This window comes from Alishewanella sp. HL-SH06 (assembly GCF_052656265.1).
In genome coordinates this window covers 738,667-759,360 of the sequence record NZ_CP199752.1, presented here as the reverse complement: position 1 = coordinate 759,360, position 20,694 = coordinate 738,667, and the positions used below count along the sequence as shown (strand labels likewise).

The following is a 20,694-nucleotide window of genomic DNA, read 5'->3' as shown; positions in this document are numbered from 1 at the left end:
AGCGCTCTAGCGAAGTGGATGATTTTCGTAGGAAATTCCTTTTGCGCAGAGTGAAGCTGCGTGCTTGCTATTGCGGAATAATTTATTCAATATAAATTTACATTAGCTATCACCCTGGCAGCGTCTTTGCCGGTGTTTAAGGGCAAAAACCATGCTAAGTCTATTGAAAATTCAAGGAATGTTGGACCAGTTGTCCGTTAGCGAGCGGAAACTCGCTGACTTTATTTTAGATAATTCGCATTTAATGCGTGATTATTCATCTCAACAATTGGCAGACGCCGTTGGCATTAGCCAGTCTAGCGTGGTGAAGTTTTGTCAAAAATTAGGGTACAAAGGCTATCCAGATTTAAAACTGGCCATCACCGAAGCCGTAGTGACCGCATCGACCCTACAACGTGAACAACAAGACGTAAATACGGCACTCGGTAGCGTAGCGCAGCTCGCCGAACAATTGCAGTTAGGGCTGACACAAAGCTTTCGCAATCTGCTGAGTATTAATAGCGAAAAAACCTTGAAACAAGCCGCTCGGTTATTAGATAAAGCCGATTGCATTTTATTAGCGGGTTGCGGCCACTCCGCCGTTGTCGCCGCCGATATGCAATGCCGCTTACTTGAACTGGGCAAACTGGGCTTGTATCACAGCGATCCGGCATTAAGTTTACAACTGGCACGCACCCTCACACCTAATAGCGTGCTACTGTTAATCTCAGACAGTGGTCAAAATGCGGATATTTTGCGGTTAGAAGTGTTTGCCAGACAGCGCAAACTTAAGATTATCTCGTTAACACGTTATCAAACCAGTGCGCAAAGCGCTGGGGCGGATTTGCAATTATTCACGCTGGGCAGTGAAACCGACGAGCAGCTGCAACAGTTAATTACACAACAAGCGCAGCAGCACCTCTGTCATTTATTGTATTTAATGCTATGTCAGCAGCCCGCTAACCGACAACAGCTAGCGGATCATTCGCAAGTGATGAGCTTACTGGAAAAGCATTAACTGCTCAGCATCTGTAGACCCTGAATATCCGTGATGCCCAAGCCTGGGGCATCACCAATAATAATATCCGCTTCATTAAAAGTAACACTGCTGGTGACTGGGTTAAAGGCACTCAGTGACGGCCCATCTAGGTCAATCTTGGTAATCACATCGGCTTTCGCTACGGCCACATGCACCGCTGCCGCAACGCTAATGCTCGATTCCAGCATACAACCAATCATACATTGCATATCGTAAAACGAGCAGATATCGGCAATCTTAATGGCATTAGAAATACCGCCCGTTTTCATCAACTTAATATTGATAATATCGGCCGCCCGCATTTTGATCAGTTCAATCACTTCGCGTGGTCCAAAACCGCTTTCATCGGCCATAACCGGCGTATGCACGCGCTCGGTAATATACTTTAAGCCTTCCAGATCATAGTATTTTACCGGCTGTTCGATCAGCTCTAGTCTTACCCCGGCGTCTTCTAACTTATGCAGGGCATACACCGCTTCTTTCGCGGTCCAGCCTTGGTTAGCATCTAAGCGGATCAACGCCTTACCTGCCACAGCGTTATAAATTGCTTTTACCCGCTCGATATCGACCCCAATATCTTTGCCCACTTTCACTTTCAGCGTTTCAAAACCTCGGGCGACAGCATCTAAGGAATCGGCTACCATTTTATCGATGTAATCGACACTGATGGTAATGTCCGTCGTCAGTTTAGGTACGCCGCCCCCCAGCAATTTATATAACGGCGTTTTATATTGCTGGGCAAATAAGTCATAAACGGCCATTTCCACTGCTGCTTTCGCACTGTAGTTTTTCATAATACAGTTTTGAATAATGCGGATCAGATGGTTTAAATCACTGATGTCTTGGCCAACCAATTTGGGCTTCATTACTGTGCGGATCGCCCCGATTATCGAATCATGAATATCACCCGTGATCACGGCCGTGGCCGGAGCTTCACCATAACCACGATGCCCCGTATCAGTCTCGATAATGACAATCACATCTTCAATTTCATTCACCGTGCGCAACGCGGTTTTAAAAGGTGTCTTTAATGGCACCTTCAGCATACCCAAACGGATATCGGTAATTTTCATAATAACCTCAGTTAACGCAACGATTTAATAGCATAAATACGATCCAGATAGCTCTGCTCAGCACTGAGATACAGCGGTGCCAAGGGCGTGACGGATACACTGTTTAAGGTGCCACGATAAAATTCGCCAGCGGCATTAACATAAGCCAGATCAAATACCGCATGGATCACGAAGGGTTCGCCCGCACTTTCACCTAAGTACAACATGACATGACCAGGACGATAAATAAAATCGCCTATTTGCGCCTGCTTAATCGCCTGTAGCTTAGTGTTATGGCTGCTTTGTTCAGTAAAACGCACATTTTGACCAAATTCGCCATAGCCTTGCTGACCTGAGTTACGCGGCATCAGCAAGCCAAAGGTGCGGAAAATATCCACCAAAAAACCGGTACAGTCGACGCCGTTATAGTCGTACCCCCAACCATAGCGCTGACCTAAGTATTTAAAAGCTTGCCGCACAATATGCTCGGTGCTGTAAGGCAAATATCCAATATGCACATCTTGATTGCGCGCCAGCAACGCCGGCACTAACTGTAACTGCCCTTTGGCGTTACGTGTGGGTAATTGCACGATATAGCTCGCATGCGGATTTTGACCATAGAGGTTATGCCCCACTGCAGCGGCGGATAATAGCGGCAAGCGGGTGCCCATATCCAGCTGTAATTCAGAGATCTGCGGTTGATTCGGTACATAATTACTAAAAGCACGCGCGCCGGTAACCACTAAAAAAGGCGCTTGCTCGGCATAAGCCAGTACCTGTGGTCGAGGCGCCAGCGCCAGCGCCTCTGTCGCCACCCAACCGCTATAGTGGTAGTTTTGCACCAAAGACCAGTGACCGTCGGCGCTTTGATGTAACACCGCCACTGGCTCACCGACAAATAAGGCGGTTTCTTGTAAGCGATTTAAATCTAACGACATGCTGTCGTTAAAAACCCGCTGCGTGGTTGGCATGGCTAACAAAGCACTGCGCTTCGTTACCAATGCAAATTGTGTGGTGATGTTTTCCGCAACACCGACACGATTCACTTGTTGCTGGATGGGCGCCCAATCGCTTTCTTGCAGCGGTTTGCCATCGGCAAAAAAACGCGGTGACTGCGGTATAGCACTTACCTGTTCGATCACCTTGAGCAACTCGGCCCGACTAAACTGTAGCGGAATATCCGCTATCGGAGTCATTTCAGCTTGCTGGGCAAAGGTTAGGGCATTTCGCTGCACAATTTGACTGGGGGTAAGTAACAATTCAGCGGCATTGGGCTGCTTAGCTAACCAATATTCTGGCGACAAATGCTCGACTTTTAACAGGGGAATATCTGAGGTGAAATGTTCTGTCGCAGCACTGCTTAAGCCACTTATCAGCAGCAATAAGCCGCCCGCGAAAGCATATCTTAAAGCTAAAAAACCACGCATTTGCTTGACTCTCGGTCATCAAGGAATGAAATATTCCAAATATTATTAATTTTTAGCATAAATTATTTTCAAAACCAACAAAAGATTGCTATGTTAAATTTGTGCAGAAATCAAACATCCCTGCACAGCGCCGCAAGGCTTAAGCAGCGCAACGTTATAAAAAACTATAAAGGGTGTAACATCCAGGAGAGATTGCAATGAAGTTGAACAGGCTTATTCAGTCTATTGCCCTTGCCGGCTTTAGCTCGACGGTCGTCATGGCACAAGATACTGTAACCCCGGAAGCCGATGATGCAAAAGTTGAACGCATCAGAGTTACCGGCTCGAATATCAAAAGAACCAATATTGAAGGTTCATTACCTCTCACGGTATTCAGTAAGGCAGACATTGATGCTCAAGGCATCACCTCTGCTGAACAATTGCTGATGCAACTGAACATTGCCGGTAACTCCTCAGATAACCTCGCCAGTAACGGCGGTATTGTTTCTGAAGAACAACGTGGTAATAACGGTGTCTCAGGAGCTAACTTACGGGGTCAAGGCGCAGATGCCACTCTGGTATTGTTAAACGGACGCCGCGTTGCCACACACGGCTTAAAAGGCCGCGCAGTGGATTTAAACTCGATCCCCTTTGCCGCCTTAGAGCGCGTTGAAGTGCTTCGGGATGGCGCTTCTGCCATGTACGGTACTGATGCAATCGGCGGTGTCATTAACTTTATTACCAAGAAAGATTACACCGGTGGTGAAGCTTCTGCCTTCATGGATGTGACAGAAGCCGGTGGTGGTAACATTTACCGCACCAACCTATTATTAGGTGCAGGTGATATTAATAAAGATGGTTGGAACCTGTTTGGTACCCTGTCATTTAAACGAAATGCCACGTTAGAAGGCTCAGATCGCGAATTTTCTAATACCTTCCAACCCAATCGCGGCTTATCGCCTGATACACGCGGTACGCCTTTTGCTACCGTGTTTAACCGTGGTGCTACCCAGCCCAACTTAATTGGCACCGGTTTAGTCGATCCACGTGATGGTCAATCAGTTATTGCGGTAAACATTTTAGATTTACCGGGTGCGGCGGGCTGTGAAAGTGGCGGCGATATGATGGGCCCTTACGATCAAAAGTTATGGAGTTCGGAATCTTCACGTTATGCCTGTGCTTGGGACTACCCTGCGGCAGCACGTATTCAACAGCCACAAGAAAGTACGGACTTTATCAGCCGTGCCTCGTTTAAACTGAACGAGAATCACAGTGCTTATTTAGAATTGGTTGCTTCCAAAGTCGATGTCAGTAAGGCCTTTGAACCGAACCAAATTTCCCCCGGCTCGACCTTCGGTCCTGCCACTTGGTATCCTAGCACCGGTGCGTCTTACAATACCATTTACAATGCTTTAGCCAATTACTTTGGCGCATCACAGCTAAATTATGGCCAACCCATAGCTTATCGCTGGCGTTGTATGGCCTGTGGTGGTCGTGAAATTGATACTGAAACTAATTCTTATCGTTTGATGGCGGCATTTGAAGGTATTATTCCTGGTATTGAGTGGGACTACACCGCAGGTTTATCACGCGCATCAAGTGAGTCAGAATCTGTCCTTGGCGGTGGTTACCATTACACTGCTGAACTGCAACAAGTATTAGGCAGCGGTTTAATTAACCCCTTCTTATTACCTGGTCAAAGCCAGTCTGCCGCTGGTATCGCAGCATTAGAGGCCGCTTCCGCCACCGGTGTTAAATTGTATGGTGGCGAGTCATTAATGACGCAGTTAGATGCCACCATCAGTGGCGGTTTTGGTTTTGACTTACCTGGCGGTGAATTACAAGCGGCGTTCGGTGTCGATTTACGCCGTGAAGAGTTTAAATTTAATGGTGATGAACGCGCTGAGATGCGGCCAATTTTTAACGCGCCATTCGATAATGCCAACGTGTTAGATAAAGTCAGCCGAGATATTCAGGCGGTCTTTGCTGAATTCTATCTACCGATTTTCGATAGTTTAGATGTCAGCTTATCGGGTCGTTATGACAAATATGATGGTTTTGGTAGTACAACTAACCCGAAAGTGAGCTTTACTTGGCGGCCAGTAGAGGGCTTCTTAGTGCGCGGTGCTTATAGCACGGGCTTTAAAGTCCCCACCTTTAACCAGCTGTTTAACGGCGTCACTGAATCGCAATACACTGGTCTTGATTTAGCCGATCCTGCCACCTGTGCTAGCGGTATCGCCAGTGAGACGGTAGCCGGCTGTGCTTCTATTCGCCCGGTAGAGATTTTCGGTGGTAAAGAAGATCTGCAACCTGAAGAATCAGAGCAGAAGAGCATCGGTTTTGTGGCCGCGCCTTATGACAATTTTAACTTCAGTGTCGACTGGTGGGAAATTGAACGTACCGACACGATCCGCTCCGCGCCTCGTGATGTACTGATTGAAAACTATGCTCAATTCCAAGCTAACTGGATCCGTGATAGTAGCGGTCAAGTGATCGCCATCGACCGTCGTTATATCAACTCAGGCGGCACCCTAACCCGTGGTATCGAAGTAGACGCTAATTTAAGCGGCGAGTTTGCCGACGGTAATTGGCGCTTAAATATGAACGGTAGTTATATCGACAGCTTCAAGACCAAAGGCTTAGATTCGCTACCTTACAGCGATAACTTAGTGGGTGAATACGTTCGTTATTACAACCTGCCGATCAAGTGGAAACATACGCTGAACCTAAGCTATGTGAAAGGCGATTGGAGCCATACGTTAAGCCAGTTATTCCGCGACGGTTACAAGGATGAATTACCGGTTAGCGTGCGTAATGGCAGCTACATTCCAGACGATTGGAACCCAGAAGTCAGCAGCTATACCACCTATAACTATAGTTTGAGCTATAGCGGCTTCGACAATGTCAGCTTTACCTTTGGCATTAAAAACATCTTTGATCGCGATCCACCTTTTACTGCACACCAAAACGACTTTGCAGCCGGTGCAGCATGGGAACCGCGTATTGCCGATCCACGTGGCCGTTCCTTTACCTTACTGCTTGATTACAAGTTTATGTAAGGTGAGTTAACACCCCGCAATAAAAAACCGCACGTTGTTTTAGCAACGTGCGGTTTTCTTTATTAGGGGAGTCGGTCATTAAGCCGGGTTTTGTGCTCTGTTGCCAGAGTAGCAATCATTCCTCTAGGACTTAGGTCACCCTAAGCCTCAAGCAATCTACCCGCCCTCAACGCGGGCCGCGCCATAGAGGGCCTATTTGATCTTGCTCCGGGTGGAGTTTACCGTGCCACGAACTGTTGCCAGTCGCGCGGTGCGCTCTTACCGCACCCTTTCACCCTTACCTGATCTCAGGCTTTCCGAAGAAAGACTGAGCCATCGGCGGTTTGCTCTCTGTTGCACTAGTCGTAGGCTCGCGCCTCCCAGGCGTTACCTGGCACCCTGCCCTGTGGAGCCCGGACTTTCCTCCCCTTGCTTGCGCAAGCAGCGATTGCCTTGACCCACTCCGCTGACCATTATACGCAAAAGCCGCGCCGACAACAGCATATTTGCCCGTTGCAACACAAATGCTCGCATTAAGTGCCATCATTCGATGGCAAAGCCGCCATGGCCAACTATAGTTAACCCGATAACGTCCCCTCAACAGCGACTCCCAGCCTTATTCGCTACCTTAGTTCAATAAGGAGCCAACATGTTTATTATTACCAATCGGCGCGTGAATGAAGGCAAAACCACCGTAAAAACCGCCTTTGGCGACAAACCCGCAGAAGGCCCGAATGAATTACGTTTAGCTGAAGCCAGCCGCGTGAATAGCAAATGGCACATCAATGTCTTTCCGGATCGAGTGAATGCCACAGGACAAGCCGTTAGCGCCAAAAAAGCCCAAGAGCAAGACAGCATGTTTGCCAGTGAATACGTTGCCAAGCAATTGGTCAGTAAACTGAAAACCTACACCCCCTCGCGCCACCTCATGTTGTATGTGCATGGCTTTAATAACGATTTAGCCTCGGTGCTCGATCGCGCAGAACAGCTTGAGCAAAACTATAATTTGGAAGTGGTGATTTTTAGCTGGCCTGCGAATGGTGGCGGTGTACAAGGTGTTTTAAGTTATAAGAGCGACAAACGCGATGCGCTGGCCTCAGTTGGCGCACTTAACCGGGTGCTAGAACGTTTACAAAGTATTGTGCAGCAACTGCATGCCGATTATGTCGAACAATTAGAACAAACAACCGAGGCAAAATTTGGTGATGACGCTGAAAAGTGGGATCGCTATTTTACGGCCGCGGCCGCTGCGCGCTGCCCCTTTACCATTAATTTGATGCTACACAGTATGGGCAATTATCTGTACAAACATTTGTTAAGCTCCAGCGTTTATGCCGGTGATCAGTTAATTTTCGATAATATTGTGATGGTGGCCGCAGATACGAACAACGCGGGGCACGCTAACTGGGTAGATAATATTCAGTGCCGCAATCGTTTGTATATCACGTTGAATGAACATGATAGTGCGCTACGGGCATCGCGTATGAAAATGGGCGAGAAACAAAAAGCGCGTTTAGGGCATTACCTACGCTGCTTAGAATCTAAAACCGCCACCTATATTAATTTTACCGGGCAGGCTCATGTCGGTACTTCGCATGCTTACTTTGAAGGTAAGCCACTGGAGAATTCGCAAGTGCGCAGTTTTTTTCAGTTAGCCATTAACGGCCAGACTGCCGAAGACAGCCTGACCTTTGACGCAGCGCGCAACTTCTACTACTTTTGAGCCGCATTTAATCAGGGCTTTTCAGCCCTAGGGCAAATTGATACAGCACATTTTTCTTTTCGTTATGAATTTGCGCAGTTAACGCAGCAGCTTGCTTGAGCGGTAACTCCGCTAACAGGAGTTGCAGCGTACGCTGTGCCTCTGCGCTGATCTCTGAAGCCGGCTTTTCGGCTTCGGCGGCAATCATTAACACCATTTCACCTTGGCAGCGCTGTGGATCTTCGCGCAACCAATGCTGAATTTGCGCGGCGTTGCCATAGGCAAAATGCTCGAAGGTTTTGGTCAGTTCTTTCGCTAACACCAGTTGCCGCTCAGCACCGAGTACTGCGGCAACGTCATCTAAAGTATCTAAAATACGTCGCGCCGTATCGTAACAAATAATGGTGCCAGCATTGGCCGGAACATCGGCTAATTGCTTTTGCCGTTGGCTCGATTTGGCGGCTAAAAAGCCAATAAATTGAAATTTATCGGTCGGTAAACCGGCGGCACACAAGGCGGTAATCAAGGCACAAGGACCTGGAACCGGCACTACGGGAACACCGGCTTCACGGCATAAACGCACTAGGCTGTAACCAGGGTCACTGATCAATGGCGTGCCGGCATCAGAAATTAGCGCAACATCTTCACCAGCAAGGCATTTTTCAATAATGCTGGCGGCGCGTTGTTTTTCATTGTGATCATGTAAAGCCAGCAATCGATTGCTGATACCAAGGTGTTGTAATAACTTGCCGCTGTGCCGAGTATCTTCAGCTGCGATACAGCTAACCTGCTGTAAAGTAGCTATCGCCCGCTGGCTAATATCAGCCAGATTGCCTATCGGCGTGGCCACAACATAAAGAGAACCGCTTTGTTTGGTCATATTTCGCTAATTATTTGAGCTTAACGGGTTGTGTCAGTAAGATAACACCACGAAAACTCTATGGTACTGTGCATTGTGAAAACCAGCAAATTTAAGCCGCTATTTATTTTAACCTTGGCCGCCTTAGTCAGCAGCTGTGCGCAAACCATTCCGCAGCAAAGTAGCACAGCTGAGCGCGAGCTGATCACTGAGCTTGCCAAAGACGAAACCCCCGAACCGGCAACACTTTCGGCTGAGCAATTGTTAGCCCAAGCCGCAACTTATCAAGGCGAAGCGCAACAGATTCGCTTATTAAAAGCCGCCGAAGCCGCCTTGTTAGAGCAAAACAGCGCGTTGGCCTTAGCCATTACCGATACCTTACGCCAAAGCGACAGTGCGCTGATCCGCCAGCGTAATCAGGTGCTGTTGTTACAAGCTTATCTGCAACATAACGAGCTGGCGTTAGCCGAACAACTGATTGAGCAAACTAACCGCGCACAACTCGCGCCGAGCGATCAAGCCGCTTTTTTATGGTCCAGTGCCAAACTGTATCAACAGCAACAGCGCGCTTACGCTGCAGCCCGAAGTTTATTGCAACTAGATGAGATGCTCGGCAACAACCCTACGCTACTAAACAGCTATGCTGAATTACATGAACAGTTATGGCCGCAGCTCAGTGCTTTAAGTCATAGCGAACTCACCAACTTACAAGTGGGTGCGGGCCAACGCGCGCGCGGTTGGCTCAATTTATTAGAAGTGGTACGCAATAAACTGGGCAACCCCGAGCAATTAAACAATGCGCTAACCGAATGGCAACAGCGTTATCCGCAGTTACCGAGCTTGTCGCAATTACCAAAGGCTTTACAACAGCAATTGGCCCTAACGCCTTATCAACCAAAGCGTATCGCCGTATTATTGCCGCTCAGTGGTCAATTTCAGCAACATGCAAAAGCGATTCAATATGGCTTACTGGCCGCTATCAGCGCGGATAACAGCTTACCTCGTGAATTGCTGTTTATTGATAGTCAGCAATCGGTTGCCGACATTCAACAGCAATTAGCAGCGAAACAAATCGACTTTGTGATTGGCCCTCTGTTAAAAGATCAGGTAGAACAAGTCAGTAAACAATCCGATTGGACTTACCCAACCTTGTTTTTAAACAGCCGTGACAGTCAATTACCGGCGCAACCTGATCGCTTTTACTTTGCTTTAAATTTGGAAGATGAAGCGGCGCAGATGGTGCAATTGTTTGCGCAAAAAAATTATAAGCGGCCTGTGATCATCAGCTCGCGTAATGCCATTAGTCAGCGTATGCAGCAACACTTTACCCGACAATGGCAAGCTCTGGGCCATGAGGCACCCGAGAGCTACCAATTTGAAGCCAAAGCTGAATTAGAAGCTTTAATTACCCGGTTATTAGAAACAGACAGCAGCCGCGAGCGTATTCGGCTGATCTCCGGTTTAATTCCTGGCAGTGTGGAAAGTGAAGCGCATAGCCGCTTAGATATTGATGCTATTTATTTACTTGCCGATCCGGTGCAAACCAGAATGTTTAAACCTTTTGTCGATGTCTCGGTGATGCAAACCGCGCCAAAGCTGCCTATTTACGCCAGTTCTCGCAGCTACAGCGCCGGCGGTGATGCTAATGATTTACGCGATCTCAACGGCCTCACGTTTACCGAAACGCCTTGGTTGTTAAACGAACAGCACAGTCAAAAGGTTCGGCAGCAATACCTTGAATTATTTAGCGAGCAGGATGAAACCCTGCAGCGATTATTCGCAATGGGCTATGACGCCTATCACATTATTGGCAGCCTAAAGCAACAGCAACAACTACCCAGTTTAAGCCATCCCGGTTTTACTGGCAGACTGACCGTCAACGCCGATGGCAGTATTAGCCGGCAATTAAGCTGGGGCAGTTACCGCAGCAACCGTTTGGTTGCGGTGCAAGAGCCATAAGCCGGTATGAACGAGCTTGGTCAGCAATATGAAGCCTTGGCGCTGCAATTTTTGCAGCAACAAGGCCTAAGCTTGGTGCAACAGAATTTTAGCTGTAAGCTCGGTGAAATTGATTTAATTATGCGCCATGGCCCTTACTGGGTATTCGTTGAGGTAAAATATCGGGCGAGCACAGCGTTTGGTGGGGCACTAGCCGCCATTACGCCAGCCAAACGACAAAAAGTGTTAAAAGCCGTACAGTATTATCAACAGCAGCATCGACTTAGCCAACAGCCTTGTCGCATAGATGTAGTAGCCATTGAAGGGCAAGCGCCCTATCAATATAACTGGCTGCAAAATGCCTTTAGTTAACAGGACCCCGGATGCAAGAACATATCAGACACCTGTTTAGTGAAAATATCCAAACCATGATCGCCACCAGCGAAGCGTTAGCTGGCCCAATTGAAAGCGGTGCGCTAATGATAGTGCAAACGCTGATTAATGGCGGTAAGGTGATTTGTTGTGGTGAAGGGGCCAGCGCTAATTTAGCCAGCCATTTTGCCCAACTGTTATTGGATCAATTTGAAACCGAGCGCCCGTGTTTACCGGCTTTTGCTTTACAAGCGGATCACTCTAGTCTGCAACCGGCTAACCAACAAAATCATGATTACTTAGCGAGGCAAGTGAAAGCGTTAGGTCAAGCTGCGGATATTTTAGTGGTGATTTCACTTAATGGTGCAGAACAAAGTCTGATCCGTGCAACCGAAGCGGCACTGACCAACGATATGAAAGTAATTGCCCTCACGGTAGATAACAGCAGTGATTTATCCGGGTTATTAAATCAACAAGATGTTGAATTAAAAGTGCCGGCACACCGTCCGGCACGGGTGATTGAATGTTACACCTTTTTACTACACTGCCTTTGTGAATTGATTGATATGACGCTGTTTCCACAGCAAGGAGAGTTTTAATATGATGAAATTAGCCAGTGTTTTAGCTGCTATTCTATTACTACAAGGTTGTGCTGCAGCCGTGGTAGCCGGAGGCGCAACCGCGGTGACCGCCGCTAATGATCGCCGCACTTTAGGTTCGCAAATTGATGATAACGGTATAGTGCTAAAAGCACGCCGGGCATTAGGTGATAACGACATCACCGCTAAAGGCAGTAATCTGAATGTGACGAGCTACAATGGCGTGATTTTGCTCACCGGCCAAGCCAAAAGCGAGCAAGTTCGCGAGCAAGCACAACGTTTAGTGCAAGATATAGCCAGCGTAAAAATGGTGCATAACCAAATTCGCCTTGGCAACAATACCTCACTGACCACCCGTACCCGCGATAGCTGGATTGGCACTAAAGTAAAAAGTAAGTTGTTAGCCGATGATGATGTTAGTGGTTTAAACATCAAAGTGGTTACCGAAAACGCTGAAGTGTTTTTAATGGGGCTAGTCGGTGGGCCTGAAGCAGATAAAGCGGTTGATATTGCCCGTAATGTCGAAGGTGTGGTTCGGGTTATTAAAGCCTTTGAAAGCCCGCAATAAGTGGAATTAATCACTCGCCACCGCTTATTTATATGATAAGCGATGGCGTTTGCTTTAACCCCTTAGCACTGCTGCAGAGCTTTTAATACCTTAGAATGAAACTCTCGGTGTTTTAAGATCAATACCACCACCACAGTTGCACCCATAAACAAACTGCTATCAATAAACCAGGTCAGCGCCGCTAGCGAAAAATAGATGGCGCGCAAGCCATAGTTAAACGAGTGGTTGGCTTGATCAATCACCTTGGCCGTGCGGCTGGTATACAAATCTTGCTCTTCTGTCGCCATCTCGCGTCCATCTGGCGCTGCACCAATTAATACCCCACAAAAACCGTATTGGCGTAATGACCAGGTAAATTGAAAAAAGGCGAACACATAAATCAGTGCTAACAACAAAATCTTAATTTGAATTTGTGTTTCGGTTTGCGCGCTCCACGGGATCAGCCCGCTCAGCATAGTCTTTAAGCGTTCACTCGATGTCAGCACCGTTAGCAAACCGGCCATAATTAACAAACAACTTGAAGCAAAAAAGGTCACGTTGCGCTCAAGGGTAGAAATCAGCCCGACATCCGCCATCTTATTGTCACGCCGTAACATCTGCTGCATCCAATGGTTTCGCTTACGGCGCAGCTCAAATGACAAACAACTCACCACTTTCGCACGGCGTTTCGCGTAGAGTGTGTAGCCTCCCCAAGCTAAACTAAACCAAACTAAGGCGATAATATCTAATAAGCTCAGCACTTGACGCTCCTTCGTGTTTTAACTTTGTGCATCATATAACGAAAGCACAGTGTGCCTTAAGACTGTTTTATTAAGACTTATGCGTAAACAAACTTTGCAACTACCCCACCAGATAAGTACCGGTTCCCAACGCGATATGAATACCCAGCTCGTTATGCAGTTCCATACGACACACTGCCACTTTATTGCCCGCACGGATCACTCTGGCGCTAGCAATAAACACGTTGCCACGGCCCGGCCTTAAGTAATCGGTGCGAATATCAATAGTGCTCATTTTACCGAAACGTTCGTGCAACTGCTCTGGCGCAACTTGCTGCACGCGACCTAAAGCACTGGATACGGCCATCAGACCCCCTGCCACATCCAGTACCGAAGCAATCACGCCGCCATGCAAAATTTGCTGTAACGGGTTGCCAATAAGTTGCTCTGCCCAATTAAAACGTACTTCAGCCACTTCCTCATCAAAGCGTGTTACGGTTAAACCGATAAGTTTATTAAAAGGCATTTCATTGAAAACGCTAGCAATGTAAGGCACCAATTGTTCAGGGGTCATGTAATCGTCTTATTCTTAAAGGTTTTTGTCAGTGTACTGCCTCTGTTGTTCAGTGCAAAGCCCACTGGGGTATAACTTTGCGGCATTTCTGCTTACAATACGCCTCTTTTTGACCGGAGATCGACACCGCGTGCTTGAGCAAATGCTACCCGCCCTAAAACAAACCTTTGGTTATGACACCTGGCGTGAAGGTCAGGCTGAAATTATTGGTGCGGCGATGCAACAACGTGATTGCTTTGTATTACTGCCAACCGGTGGTGGTAAATCACTTTGTTATCAATTACCGGCTCTACACCTACCTAAAGTGACGTTAGTCGTTTCGCCGTTAATGTCTCTGATGAAAGATCAGGTTGATGCGTTAAAAGCCAATGGTATTGCGGCCGAATTTATCAATAGCAGTTTAAGCCGCGACGCCGTGCAAGAGGTCTTTACGCAGCTGTACGACGGCCGTTTGAAATTATTGTATGTCGCCCCCGAACGCTTGTTGCAACCCAATTTCATTGCTCGTTTACAAGAAGTAGGGGTGAGCTTATTTGCTATTGACGAAGCGCACTGTATTTCGCAGTGGGGCCATGATTTCCGCCCTGACTACATGGCGTTAGCCCAATTAAAACAGCGTTTTCCTGATACTCCGGTGATGGCCTTAACCGCCACCGCTGATCCTGGTACTCAGCAAGATATCTTGCAACAACTCGATCTAAACAACCCACTGATTTATCGCGGCAGTTTTGATCGCCCGAATATTCGCTACACGGTACAAGAGAAGTTTCGGCCATTAGAACAGTTGCTGGCTTATCTGAAACAACAAGAAAATAACAGCGGCATTATTTACTGTAGTTCGCGGCGTAAAGTAGATGAGTTAACTGCGCAATTAGCCGAGCGGGGCTTTCGCGTGGCCGCTTATCATGCAGGTTATGACGCAACCCAACGTGACCAGGTACAAGACGCCTTTAAACGTGATGATATCAGCATTATTGTGGCTACCGTGGCCTTTGGCATGGGTGTTAATAAGCCGAATATTCGCTTTGTGGTGCATTTTGAACTCCCCCGCACTATTGAAGCTTATTACCAAGAAACGGGGCGCGCAGGACGAGATGGCGTGGCAGCAGAAGCGCTGCTGTTATTTGATCCGGCTGATATCGCCAGAATGAAACGCTGGTTGGAAGCCGAAGATAACCCGCAACGCGCAGAAGTGGCGTGGCAGCGCTTTCAATCAATGGCCGCTTTTGCCGAAGCGCAAACGTGCCGCCGACTGGTGTTATTAAATTACTTTGGCGAAGCGCGACAACAACCCTGTGGCAACTGTGATATTTGCTTAAACCCGCCACAGCAATTTGATGGTACCCAAACCGCACAACAGGCGTTGTCTTGTGTTTATCGGGTAGGCCAAAACTATGGCCTGCACCATGTGATTGAAGTGCTGCGCGGCAGTCAAAATCATAAAATTCAGGAGCTTGGGCACGACAAACTCTCTACCTGGGGCCTAGGTAAACAACTCAGCCATGATTATTGGTTAAGTATTTTTCGACAACTCATTCACTTTGGCTTGTTACAGCAAGATATTACTCAGCATTCGGTATTACGTTTATTACCCGCGGCACGCCCGGTGCTTAGAGGTGATCACCCACTGCAACTGGCTGTGCCTCGCCTTCAAGCCAGCAGTAAAACGCAGGCGAAGCTTGGCCAACAAAAACATGACAAGGTATTATTTTCCCGCCTGCGAACACTACGCAAAGCCATAGCGGAGCGCGATGACGTGCCACCTTTTGTGGTATTTAGCGACGCAACGTTGATTGATATGTGCCACAAACTACCCACCGATAACGCCGCCATGCTCGCGATCTCAGGGGTGGGTTTTACGAAGTTAAGTCGTTACGGCAAAGAATTTATGACCGAAATTGGGGATTATCTGGCTGATAGCCGTAACCCTCTGCTAGAGTAGTAAGCAAATATCCTATTTTTTAACCTGAGGTTCACAGCTTGTCACCTTTTCTGACCTTAGCCCGCATCGCCTTGCTATGCTTAAGCCTATGTTGCAGCGTTCATGCTGCCGGTACCTTGGATATTATTCAGCAACAACCGCATCGGTTAACCGAGCTACAGTATCAAATCACCGATGTGTCACTGTCGGCCAATGAACTGGTCGCCGACCCCGCGTTATTTCATAACTTTACCGCGCTAACCCCCCAACAAAATACCCTTAGGATCACCGCACAACAAGCCGTTTGGCTGTTAGCCAAAATTAAAAACCCATACCCTGAACCCTGGGATGCGGTGCTGAGCTATCATTTTCTCGCCGTCGATAAAGTCAGTTTTTATAAAGTCGCAACCGACATCCCTAGCGTGCAATTTTTGGGGCGCAGCGGTAGCGCATTTCCATTTAGTGAGCGGCCCTTGCCGCTTTACAGCTTTTCACAACCGCTGCGCTTTGACATTGCAGAGCAAACCAGTGTGTTAATTAAGCTAGAAGATGCCGCCATGATAGGAACCGAATTAAGCATTTCTTCGCTTGCACCGCTGCTCGAAGCAAGCCAGCAGCAGTTACAACAAGACAGTATGATCAATGGCGCCCTGCTGTTACTGGTCTTGCTAGCACTGTGCCGGGGTGTGCAGCAACATCAACCAGCACTGTATGCCTTAGCGGGATTTTATCTGGCCTTTTTATTAGTGTTAATTACGCTTAATGGCCAAGCCTTTAGTCGCTTATGGCCATTACATCCGGAAATGAACGCGGTATTTATTTACATTAGTGTTGGGGCGAGCTTAGCTTGCTTAAGCTTGTTTGCCCGTTTTAGTTTACTTCGACAAAGTTCAGGCTATGGTTTATGGCTGAATAGCGGCAGTTTCTTGCTGGCCTTGTTACTATTGTTTAGCCCGTTATTTGCCTCGGGCCCCATGAAGCTTAAACTCTTATTTATCTGTATGACCTTAGTGTTAAGCATCACGTTGCTGCAGGCATTATTTATTAGTTTAACCACGCAGGTCCGCTACACGCCACGGTTTTCCTTACTAGCGGTGGCGGCTACCTTGCAGTTATTACTTCTGCAACTTAGTTACATGGCCAGCTTTGTGCAGTGGCTTAACACTAGCTTATTGTTTGTTTTGGCCATCTCCACTTTTTTATTACTGCATATTCCTAAAGCACGTTTACAGTTTGCCCGTCGTGATCTTTGACTATATTTTCAACTACCTCTTGCAGACAGAGGCCATAGCACCCTAGAATGGCGACGCGGCAAATCGCCGTTTCTATCGACTATTCTTTAGTTATTTCGTTCGGAGTCTTAAATGCAACGACTGCGTGAGTTATCGCGTCGTGTTGAGGCTGTGTATGGCGAAATGGCGGACACATTTTCCAGTTATCAGCAAGACAGCGGTTTAAGCTGTCGTAGTAGCTGTGGTGAGTGCTGCACTCAACCCACTATTGAAGCGACCGTGCTAGAGATGTTACCGCTGGCATTACACCTGTTTGATCAGGGTAAAGCCGAGCAAACACTGACACAACTCGAAGAGTTACCAGAAGTTTCTGGTTGCTTTTTTTACCAGCGGCTATCGTTTGATGGCAAGCAAGGGCAATGCACTGTATATCAGCAGCGGCCTAGTATTTGCCGAGTTTTTGGTGCGGCAGGATACCGTGACAAAATGGGCAAAACCTCACTTTCGGTATGTAAAACGATCAAAAGTGATAAAGCAGAAAAGTACCAACAACACCTGATTATGCTGACTGAGCATCCGCCACCGATGATGATGTCAGCCAAAGAGCAGGTAAACGAGCTAGATTATGAATTGGGTAATAAGCATTATCCGATCAATCAAGCCATGTTTTTGGCGCTAGAAAAAGTGCTATTTAAATCTTACTACAGTAGTTTCAGTACTGATTTACAAATAGCCTAACGCCCTATTGCAGACCTGACACAGCCGGTTGCTCTGTCAGGTCTGACACTTAAAATCCTGCCAACACAATCTTGCCCATGGCTTTACCGCTTTCTAATAGGGCATGCGCTTTGCGTAAGTTAGCCGCGTTGATGGTGCCAAACTGCTGCTGTAATGTGCTTTTGACTTGGCCTTGTTCAATCAGCTTGGCGAGATCGGTTAATATCTGATGTTGTACCTGCATATCGGTAGTAGCAAATAACGATCGGGTAAACATAAACTCCCAATGCAGAGAAATACTTTTTTGCTTCAACGGCATAATATCCAAGCCACCAACCGGATCGTCAATCAATGCCAGCTTACCTTGTGGCGCCAGCGCTTTCACTAACTCTGCATAGTGGGCATCTGTATGGGTTAAACTCGCCACATGGCTGACAGCATCAATACCCAGCGCCTGCAACTGCGCTAACAACGGCTTACTGTGATCAATTACATAGTGCGCGCCCATCTCTCGCACCCAGGCTTGTGTTTCTGCTCTGGAAGCCGTCGCGACAATCGTTACCGTGGTTAATTGACGCGCCAGTTGCAACAATACCGAACCGACACCACCGGCAGCCCCTACCACCAGTAACACCGGTTTCGGATGCTTTAAGCTAGGCGTAGCAATATCTAGGCGGTCAAATAACATTTCCCAGGCCGTTAGCGCCGTTAAGGGTAAAGCTGCCGCTTCTGCATAACTGAGGTTCGCCGGCATTTTGCCGACAATACGTTCATCCACCAGCTGATATTCTGCATTCGAGCCTGATCGCTGCAGTGCACCGGCGTAAAAAACTTTATCGCCCGGCACAAAATGCTGCACTTTTTCGCCAACAGCAACAACCTCACCCGCTGCGTCCCAACCTAAAATTTTATATTCGCCGGCTGGCGGTGTGACACGTTGCCGAATTTTTGTATCTACCGGATTAACCGAGATCGCAGCGATCTTCACCAACACATCATGGCCGCTGGCCACCGGTTGCGGTACTTCAATATCCAATAATGCTGCCGCATCGCTAATTGCTAGTGAGTGTTGATAGCCAATCGCTTTCATATATCCCTCTGCTTTTTATCAAATTGAGTAACTGAAATTCAGTGTGCCAAGCTTCAGCGACAAAGCGCCACCTGCCGTTGCAGCATACCAAGCTGTGCCCGCAAATAATTCAGCCGTAAGGTTAAATCGGCGCTATGTGGGCGAATGCCTATTTTTAAACCCAGCACCGCTAAATTAACCCCTTGGCAAGCTTGTAAGGTGTCTGCCACTGCTTGCTCGGTTAACCAAGAACCCGGCTCACCAAAAGCCACTAATTCATTCGTTTGTGCCGGTTGATGGCTGTCTCGCCAAGCGCCATATTCGGTGGCTTGATCAGAAATACCCGAGAACATCACGCCGGCGAGCAAACCCTGGGCTTTGGCTGCGGCGATATGCTGCAAGGCGCCGTCGGGCTGCCGTGTTTCTAACACGGAACGGCCCCAGTTAATCACAACGCCTAGCGGTAGCTCTGGCGCTTGGGTGGCATTCAATTCAGATAACACGCTTAACTCATCGGTTAAACTTAAAAACCCTTTAGAAGGCGCATGGCTGTCGATTAAGGCATCACAATGCTCTACCAGCAAACTCGCACCGTGCCAATCCCAACTTAACAAGGTTTGCATAGATGTTTTAAACGCCGCAGCAGAACCGGCACAGTTATGCCGTGCTGGCGCGCTATGTAGCATAATGGCGGTCACGGCTTGTCGTTTCAGATGGGTATTCAACTTTGCAATGGCATGATTCGCTTGGCGCATAAAGGCAATCGCGGCTTCACGCCCGGCTTCATCCGTAGATGCCAAGCCAAATGTAGGTAAGGTGGCTAAAGCGTTCATCACGCCAGGAATAGTGGTAAAAACAAAATCCCAATTAGTATCAATATGCTGCAAAAACCACTGATCATCCTGCGCATGCAAGCTACCTAAAAAAGGGTGCTCTAAGCCACGAACCGATTCTAAGCTTTTTAACTGTTGATAATAAGCAGCTTCAAGTTGGGGATCCCAACCCGATACATTAGGAGAGGCGGCATAAGCCCCTAAATAAAACGACATGGCTTGAAACCTGTGCAAGAAAAAAAACTATCATACCGTGTCTTGTTAAAAAACGGCAGCCCCAGCCTAGCGGTGAAGCCTAGCGATTGTGCTGCTGCGCTAAAGTGATTACACTCGATACACGCATCTGTGGTGTTTATAACCTGATTAGGAATCTTTATGACGTTTTTTCGCCGAACTCTTCTCCTTAGCTCCGCTTTTTTAATGATCAGCGCTTGTTCGCCTGAGCCAAGCAGTAATACTCCGACAACAACCGTGGAACAAGCGGCTCCTGCTGCAAGCAGTCGCGCGTTTACCGAAGGTAGCCACTACACTGTTTTAGCCAACCCGGTACTTGAAGCCGCGCATCAGCGTTACATTACTGAATACTTTTGGTTAGGTTGCCCACATTGTCAAAACTTTGAACCGACCTTACGCAATTATCTGCAAGCCAATCCGGATGTGGTGTTGGTACGCAAGCATCCTGCCCTAGGCGAGCGTTGGGCTTTTGATGCCAGTGTGTTTTATGCCTTGCAACAAAGCGGTAATGAGCAGTTAGTTGAGCCGTTGTTTGAACTGTATCGGCAAACACGGGAACAACAAAACACCATGCCCGATACCCAAGCGATTAATGCGTTCATGGAGCAACATGGGCTCGATCCAAAACAATTAACTGAACTGGCACAATCGCCAGCCGTACGCCAAGCGATGGAGCAAGCCAACCGTGAAATGCTCGATAACCGCATTCAAGGCGTACCCAGTGTGGTGGTTAAAGGTAAGTATCTGGTGAATGGTGATTTACCAGAAGATGTGAAAACCGCTGAAGATTATTATGAGCTGTTAAATTACCTGCAAAACAAACCCTAAACGTGCAGCGGG

18 protein-coding genes and 1 other RNA gene are annotated in these 20,694 nt (G+C 47.7%); 11 read left to right on the top strand and 8 right to left on the bottom strand.

Annotated elements, in window-relative coordinates:
* The first annotated feature begins 151 nt into the window (after positions 1–151).
* Entirely contained in the window at positions 152–997 is an 846-nt protein-coding gene (locus ACUJFK_RS03380) for a MurR/RpiR family transcriptional regulator (RefSeq protein ID WP_445426085.1), read from the top strand.
* On the opposite strand, the gene ACUJFK_RS03375 is transcribed toward ACUJFK_RS03380, so the two are convergent.
* Both ACUJFK_RS03375 and ACUJFK_RS03370 read right to left on the bottom strand, forming a co-directional pair.
* On the bottom strand, positions 994–2,091 hold the full coding sequence (locus ACUJFK_RS03375) for a dipeptide epimerase (RefSeq protein ID WP_445426084.1): 1,098 nt from the start codon (positions 2,089–2,091) through the stop codon (positions 994–996). The two genes, ACUJFK_RS03380 and ACUJFK_RS03375, sit on opposite strands and share 4 nt — an antisense overlap.
* An 11-nt stretch (positions 2,092–2,102) precedes the next feature.
* Positions 2,103–3,497: an SH3 domain-containing protein gene (locus ACUJFK_RS03370; protein ID WP_445426083.1), complete on the bottom strand. Its 1,395-nt coding sequence runs from the start codon at positions 3,495–3,497 to the stop codon at positions 2,103–2,105.
* 197 nt (positions 3,498–3,694) lie between these two features.
* Here ACUJFK_RS03370 and ACUJFK_RS03365 point away from each other — a divergent pair, with 197 nt between their 5' ends.
* The gene (locus ACUJFK_RS03365; protein WP_445426082.1) at positions 3,695–6,538 is read left to right on the top strand and encodes a TonB-dependent receptor; all 2,844 of its coding nucleotides are present in this window, start codon (positions 3,695–3,697) and stop codon (positions 6,536–6,538) included.
* A 63-nt stretch (positions 6,539–6,601) separates the two neighbouring features.
* Here the strand turns inward: ACUJFK_RS03365 and rnpB are convergent.
* Positions 6,602–6,982: RNase P RNA component class A (rnpB, locus tag ACUJFK_RS03360), an RNA gene on the bottom strand.
* A 184-nt stretch (positions 6,983–7,166) separates the two neighbouring features.
* On the opposite strand from rnpB, the gene ACUJFK_RS03355 reads away from it, so the two are divergent.
* On the top strand, positions 7,167–8,240 hold the full coding sequence (locus ACUJFK_RS03355) for an alpha/beta hydrolase (protein WP_445426081.1): 1,074 nt from the start codon (positions 7,167–7,169) through the stop codon (positions 8,238–8,240).
* Positions 8,241–8,247: 7 nt separating this feature from the next.
* Here ACUJFK_RS03355 and rsmI read toward each other — a convergent pair whose 3' ends face one another.
* Positions 8,248–9,099 carry a 16S rRNA (cytidine(1402)-2'-O)-methyltransferase gene (gene rsmI / locus ACUJFK_RS03350; protein WP_445426080.1) on the bottom strand — a complete coding sequence of 284 codons (852 nt, stop codon included), beginning with the start codon at positions 9,097–9,099 and terminating at the stop codon, positions 8,248–8,250.
* A gap of 60 nt (positions 9,100–9,159) precedes the next feature.
* On the opposite strand from rsmI, the gene ACUJFK_RS03345 reads away from it, so the two are divergent.
* The 4 genes from ACUJFK_RS03345 to dolP are packed head-to-tail and all read left to right on the top strand — an operon-like array spanning position 9,160 to position 12,555.
* The gene (locus ACUJFK_RS03345; RefSeq protein WP_445426079.1) at positions 9,160–11,037 is read left to right on the top strand and encodes a penicillin-binding protein activator; all 1,878 of its coding nucleotides are present in this window, start codon (positions 9,160–9,162) and stop codon (positions 11,035–11,037) included.
* Positions 11,038–11,043: 6 nt separating this feature from the next.
* Positions 11,044–11,388, top strand: a complete 345-nt coding sequence (locus ACUJFK_RS03340; protein ID WP_445426078.1) for a YraN family protein — start codon at positions 11,044–11,046, stop codon at positions 11,386–11,388.
* An 11-nt stretch (positions 11,389–11,399) separates the two neighbouring features.
* A complete protein-coding gene (locus tag ACUJFK_RS03335) occupies positions 11,400–11,987 on the top strand; it encodes an SIS domain-containing protein (RefSeq protein ID WP_226752173.1) in 588 nt (195 codons plus the stop codon).
* Position 11,988: 1 nt separating this feature from the next.
* A complete protein-coding gene (gene dolP, locus ACUJFK_RS03330; RefSeq protein ID WP_226752174.1) occupies positions 11,989–12,555 on the top strand; it encodes a division/outer membrane stress-associated lipid-binding lipoprotein in 567 nt (188 codons plus the stop codon).
* A gap of 62 nt (positions 12,556–12,617) precedes the next feature.
* On the opposite strand, the gene ACUJFK_RS03325 is transcribed toward dolP, so the two are convergent.
* Positions 12,618–13,295 carry a DUF599 domain-containing protein gene (locus ACUJFK_RS03325; RefSeq protein ID WP_226752175.1) on the bottom strand — a complete coding sequence of 226 codons (678 nt, stop codon included), beginning with the start codon at positions 13,293–13,295 and terminating at the stop codon, positions 12,618–12,620.
* A gap of 100 nt (positions 13,296–13,395) precedes the next feature.
* On the bottom strand, positions 13,396–13,848 hold the full coding sequence (locus ACUJFK_RS03320; RefSeq protein ID WP_226752176.1) for a thioesterase family protein: 453 nt from the start codon (positions 13,846–13,848) through the stop codon (positions 13,396–13,398).
* Positions 13,849–13,990: 142 nt separating this feature from the next.
* On the opposite strand from ACUJFK_RS03320, the gene recQ reads away from it, so the two are divergent.
* The 3 genes from recQ to ACUJFK_RS03305 all read left to right on the top strand — a co-directional run bounded on the left by recQ (position 13,991) and on the right by ACUJFK_RS03305 (position 17,739).
* Positions 13,991–15,790 carry a DNA helicase RecQ gene (gene recQ, locus ACUJFK_RS03315; protein ID WP_445426754.1) on the top strand — a complete coding sequence of 600 codons (1,800 nt, stop codon included), beginning with the start codon at positions 13,991–13,993 and terminating at the stop codon, positions 15,788–15,790.
* 38 nt (positions 15,791–15,828) lie between these two features.
* The gene (locus tag ACUJFK_RS03310) at positions 15,829–17,022 is read left to right on the top strand and encodes a 7TM-DISM domain-containing protein (protein WP_445426077.1); all 1,194 of its coding nucleotides are present in this window, start codon (positions 15,829–15,831) and stop codon (positions 17,020–17,022) included.
* Positions 17,023–17,133: 111 nt separating this feature from the next.
* Positions 17,134–17,739: a YkgJ family cysteine cluster protein gene (locus ACUJFK_RS03305; protein WP_445426076.1), complete on the top strand. Its 606-nt coding sequence runs from the start codon at positions 17,134–17,136 to the stop codon at positions 17,737–17,739.
* A 49-nt stretch (positions 17,740–17,788) separates the two neighbouring features.
* Here the strand turns inward: ACUJFK_RS03305 and ACUJFK_RS03300 are convergent, their stop codons facing one another.
* Entirely contained in the window at positions 17,789–18,808 is a 1,020-nt protein-coding gene (locus ACUJFK_RS03300; protein ID WP_445426075.1) for a zinc-binding alcohol dehydrogenase family protein, read from the bottom strand.
* A 53-nt stretch (positions 18,809–18,861) separates the two neighbouring features.
* Positions 18,862–19,836 (bottom strand): DUF4862 family protein, encoded by a 975-nt coding sequence (locus tag ACUJFK_RS03295; protein WP_445426074.1) that lies wholly within the window; start codon positions 19,834–19,836, stop codon positions 18,862–18,864.
* 159 nt (positions 19,837–19,995) lie between these two features.
* Between ACUJFK_RS03295 and ACUJFK_RS03290 the strand changes: the two genes are divergently transcribed.
* A complete protein-coding gene (locus ACUJFK_RS03290; RefSeq protein WP_445426073.1) occupies positions 19,996–20,682 on the top strand; it encodes a thiol:disulfide interchange protein DsbA/DsbL in 687 nt (228 codons plus the stop codon).
* Positions 20,683–20,694 lie beyond the last annotated feature (12 nt).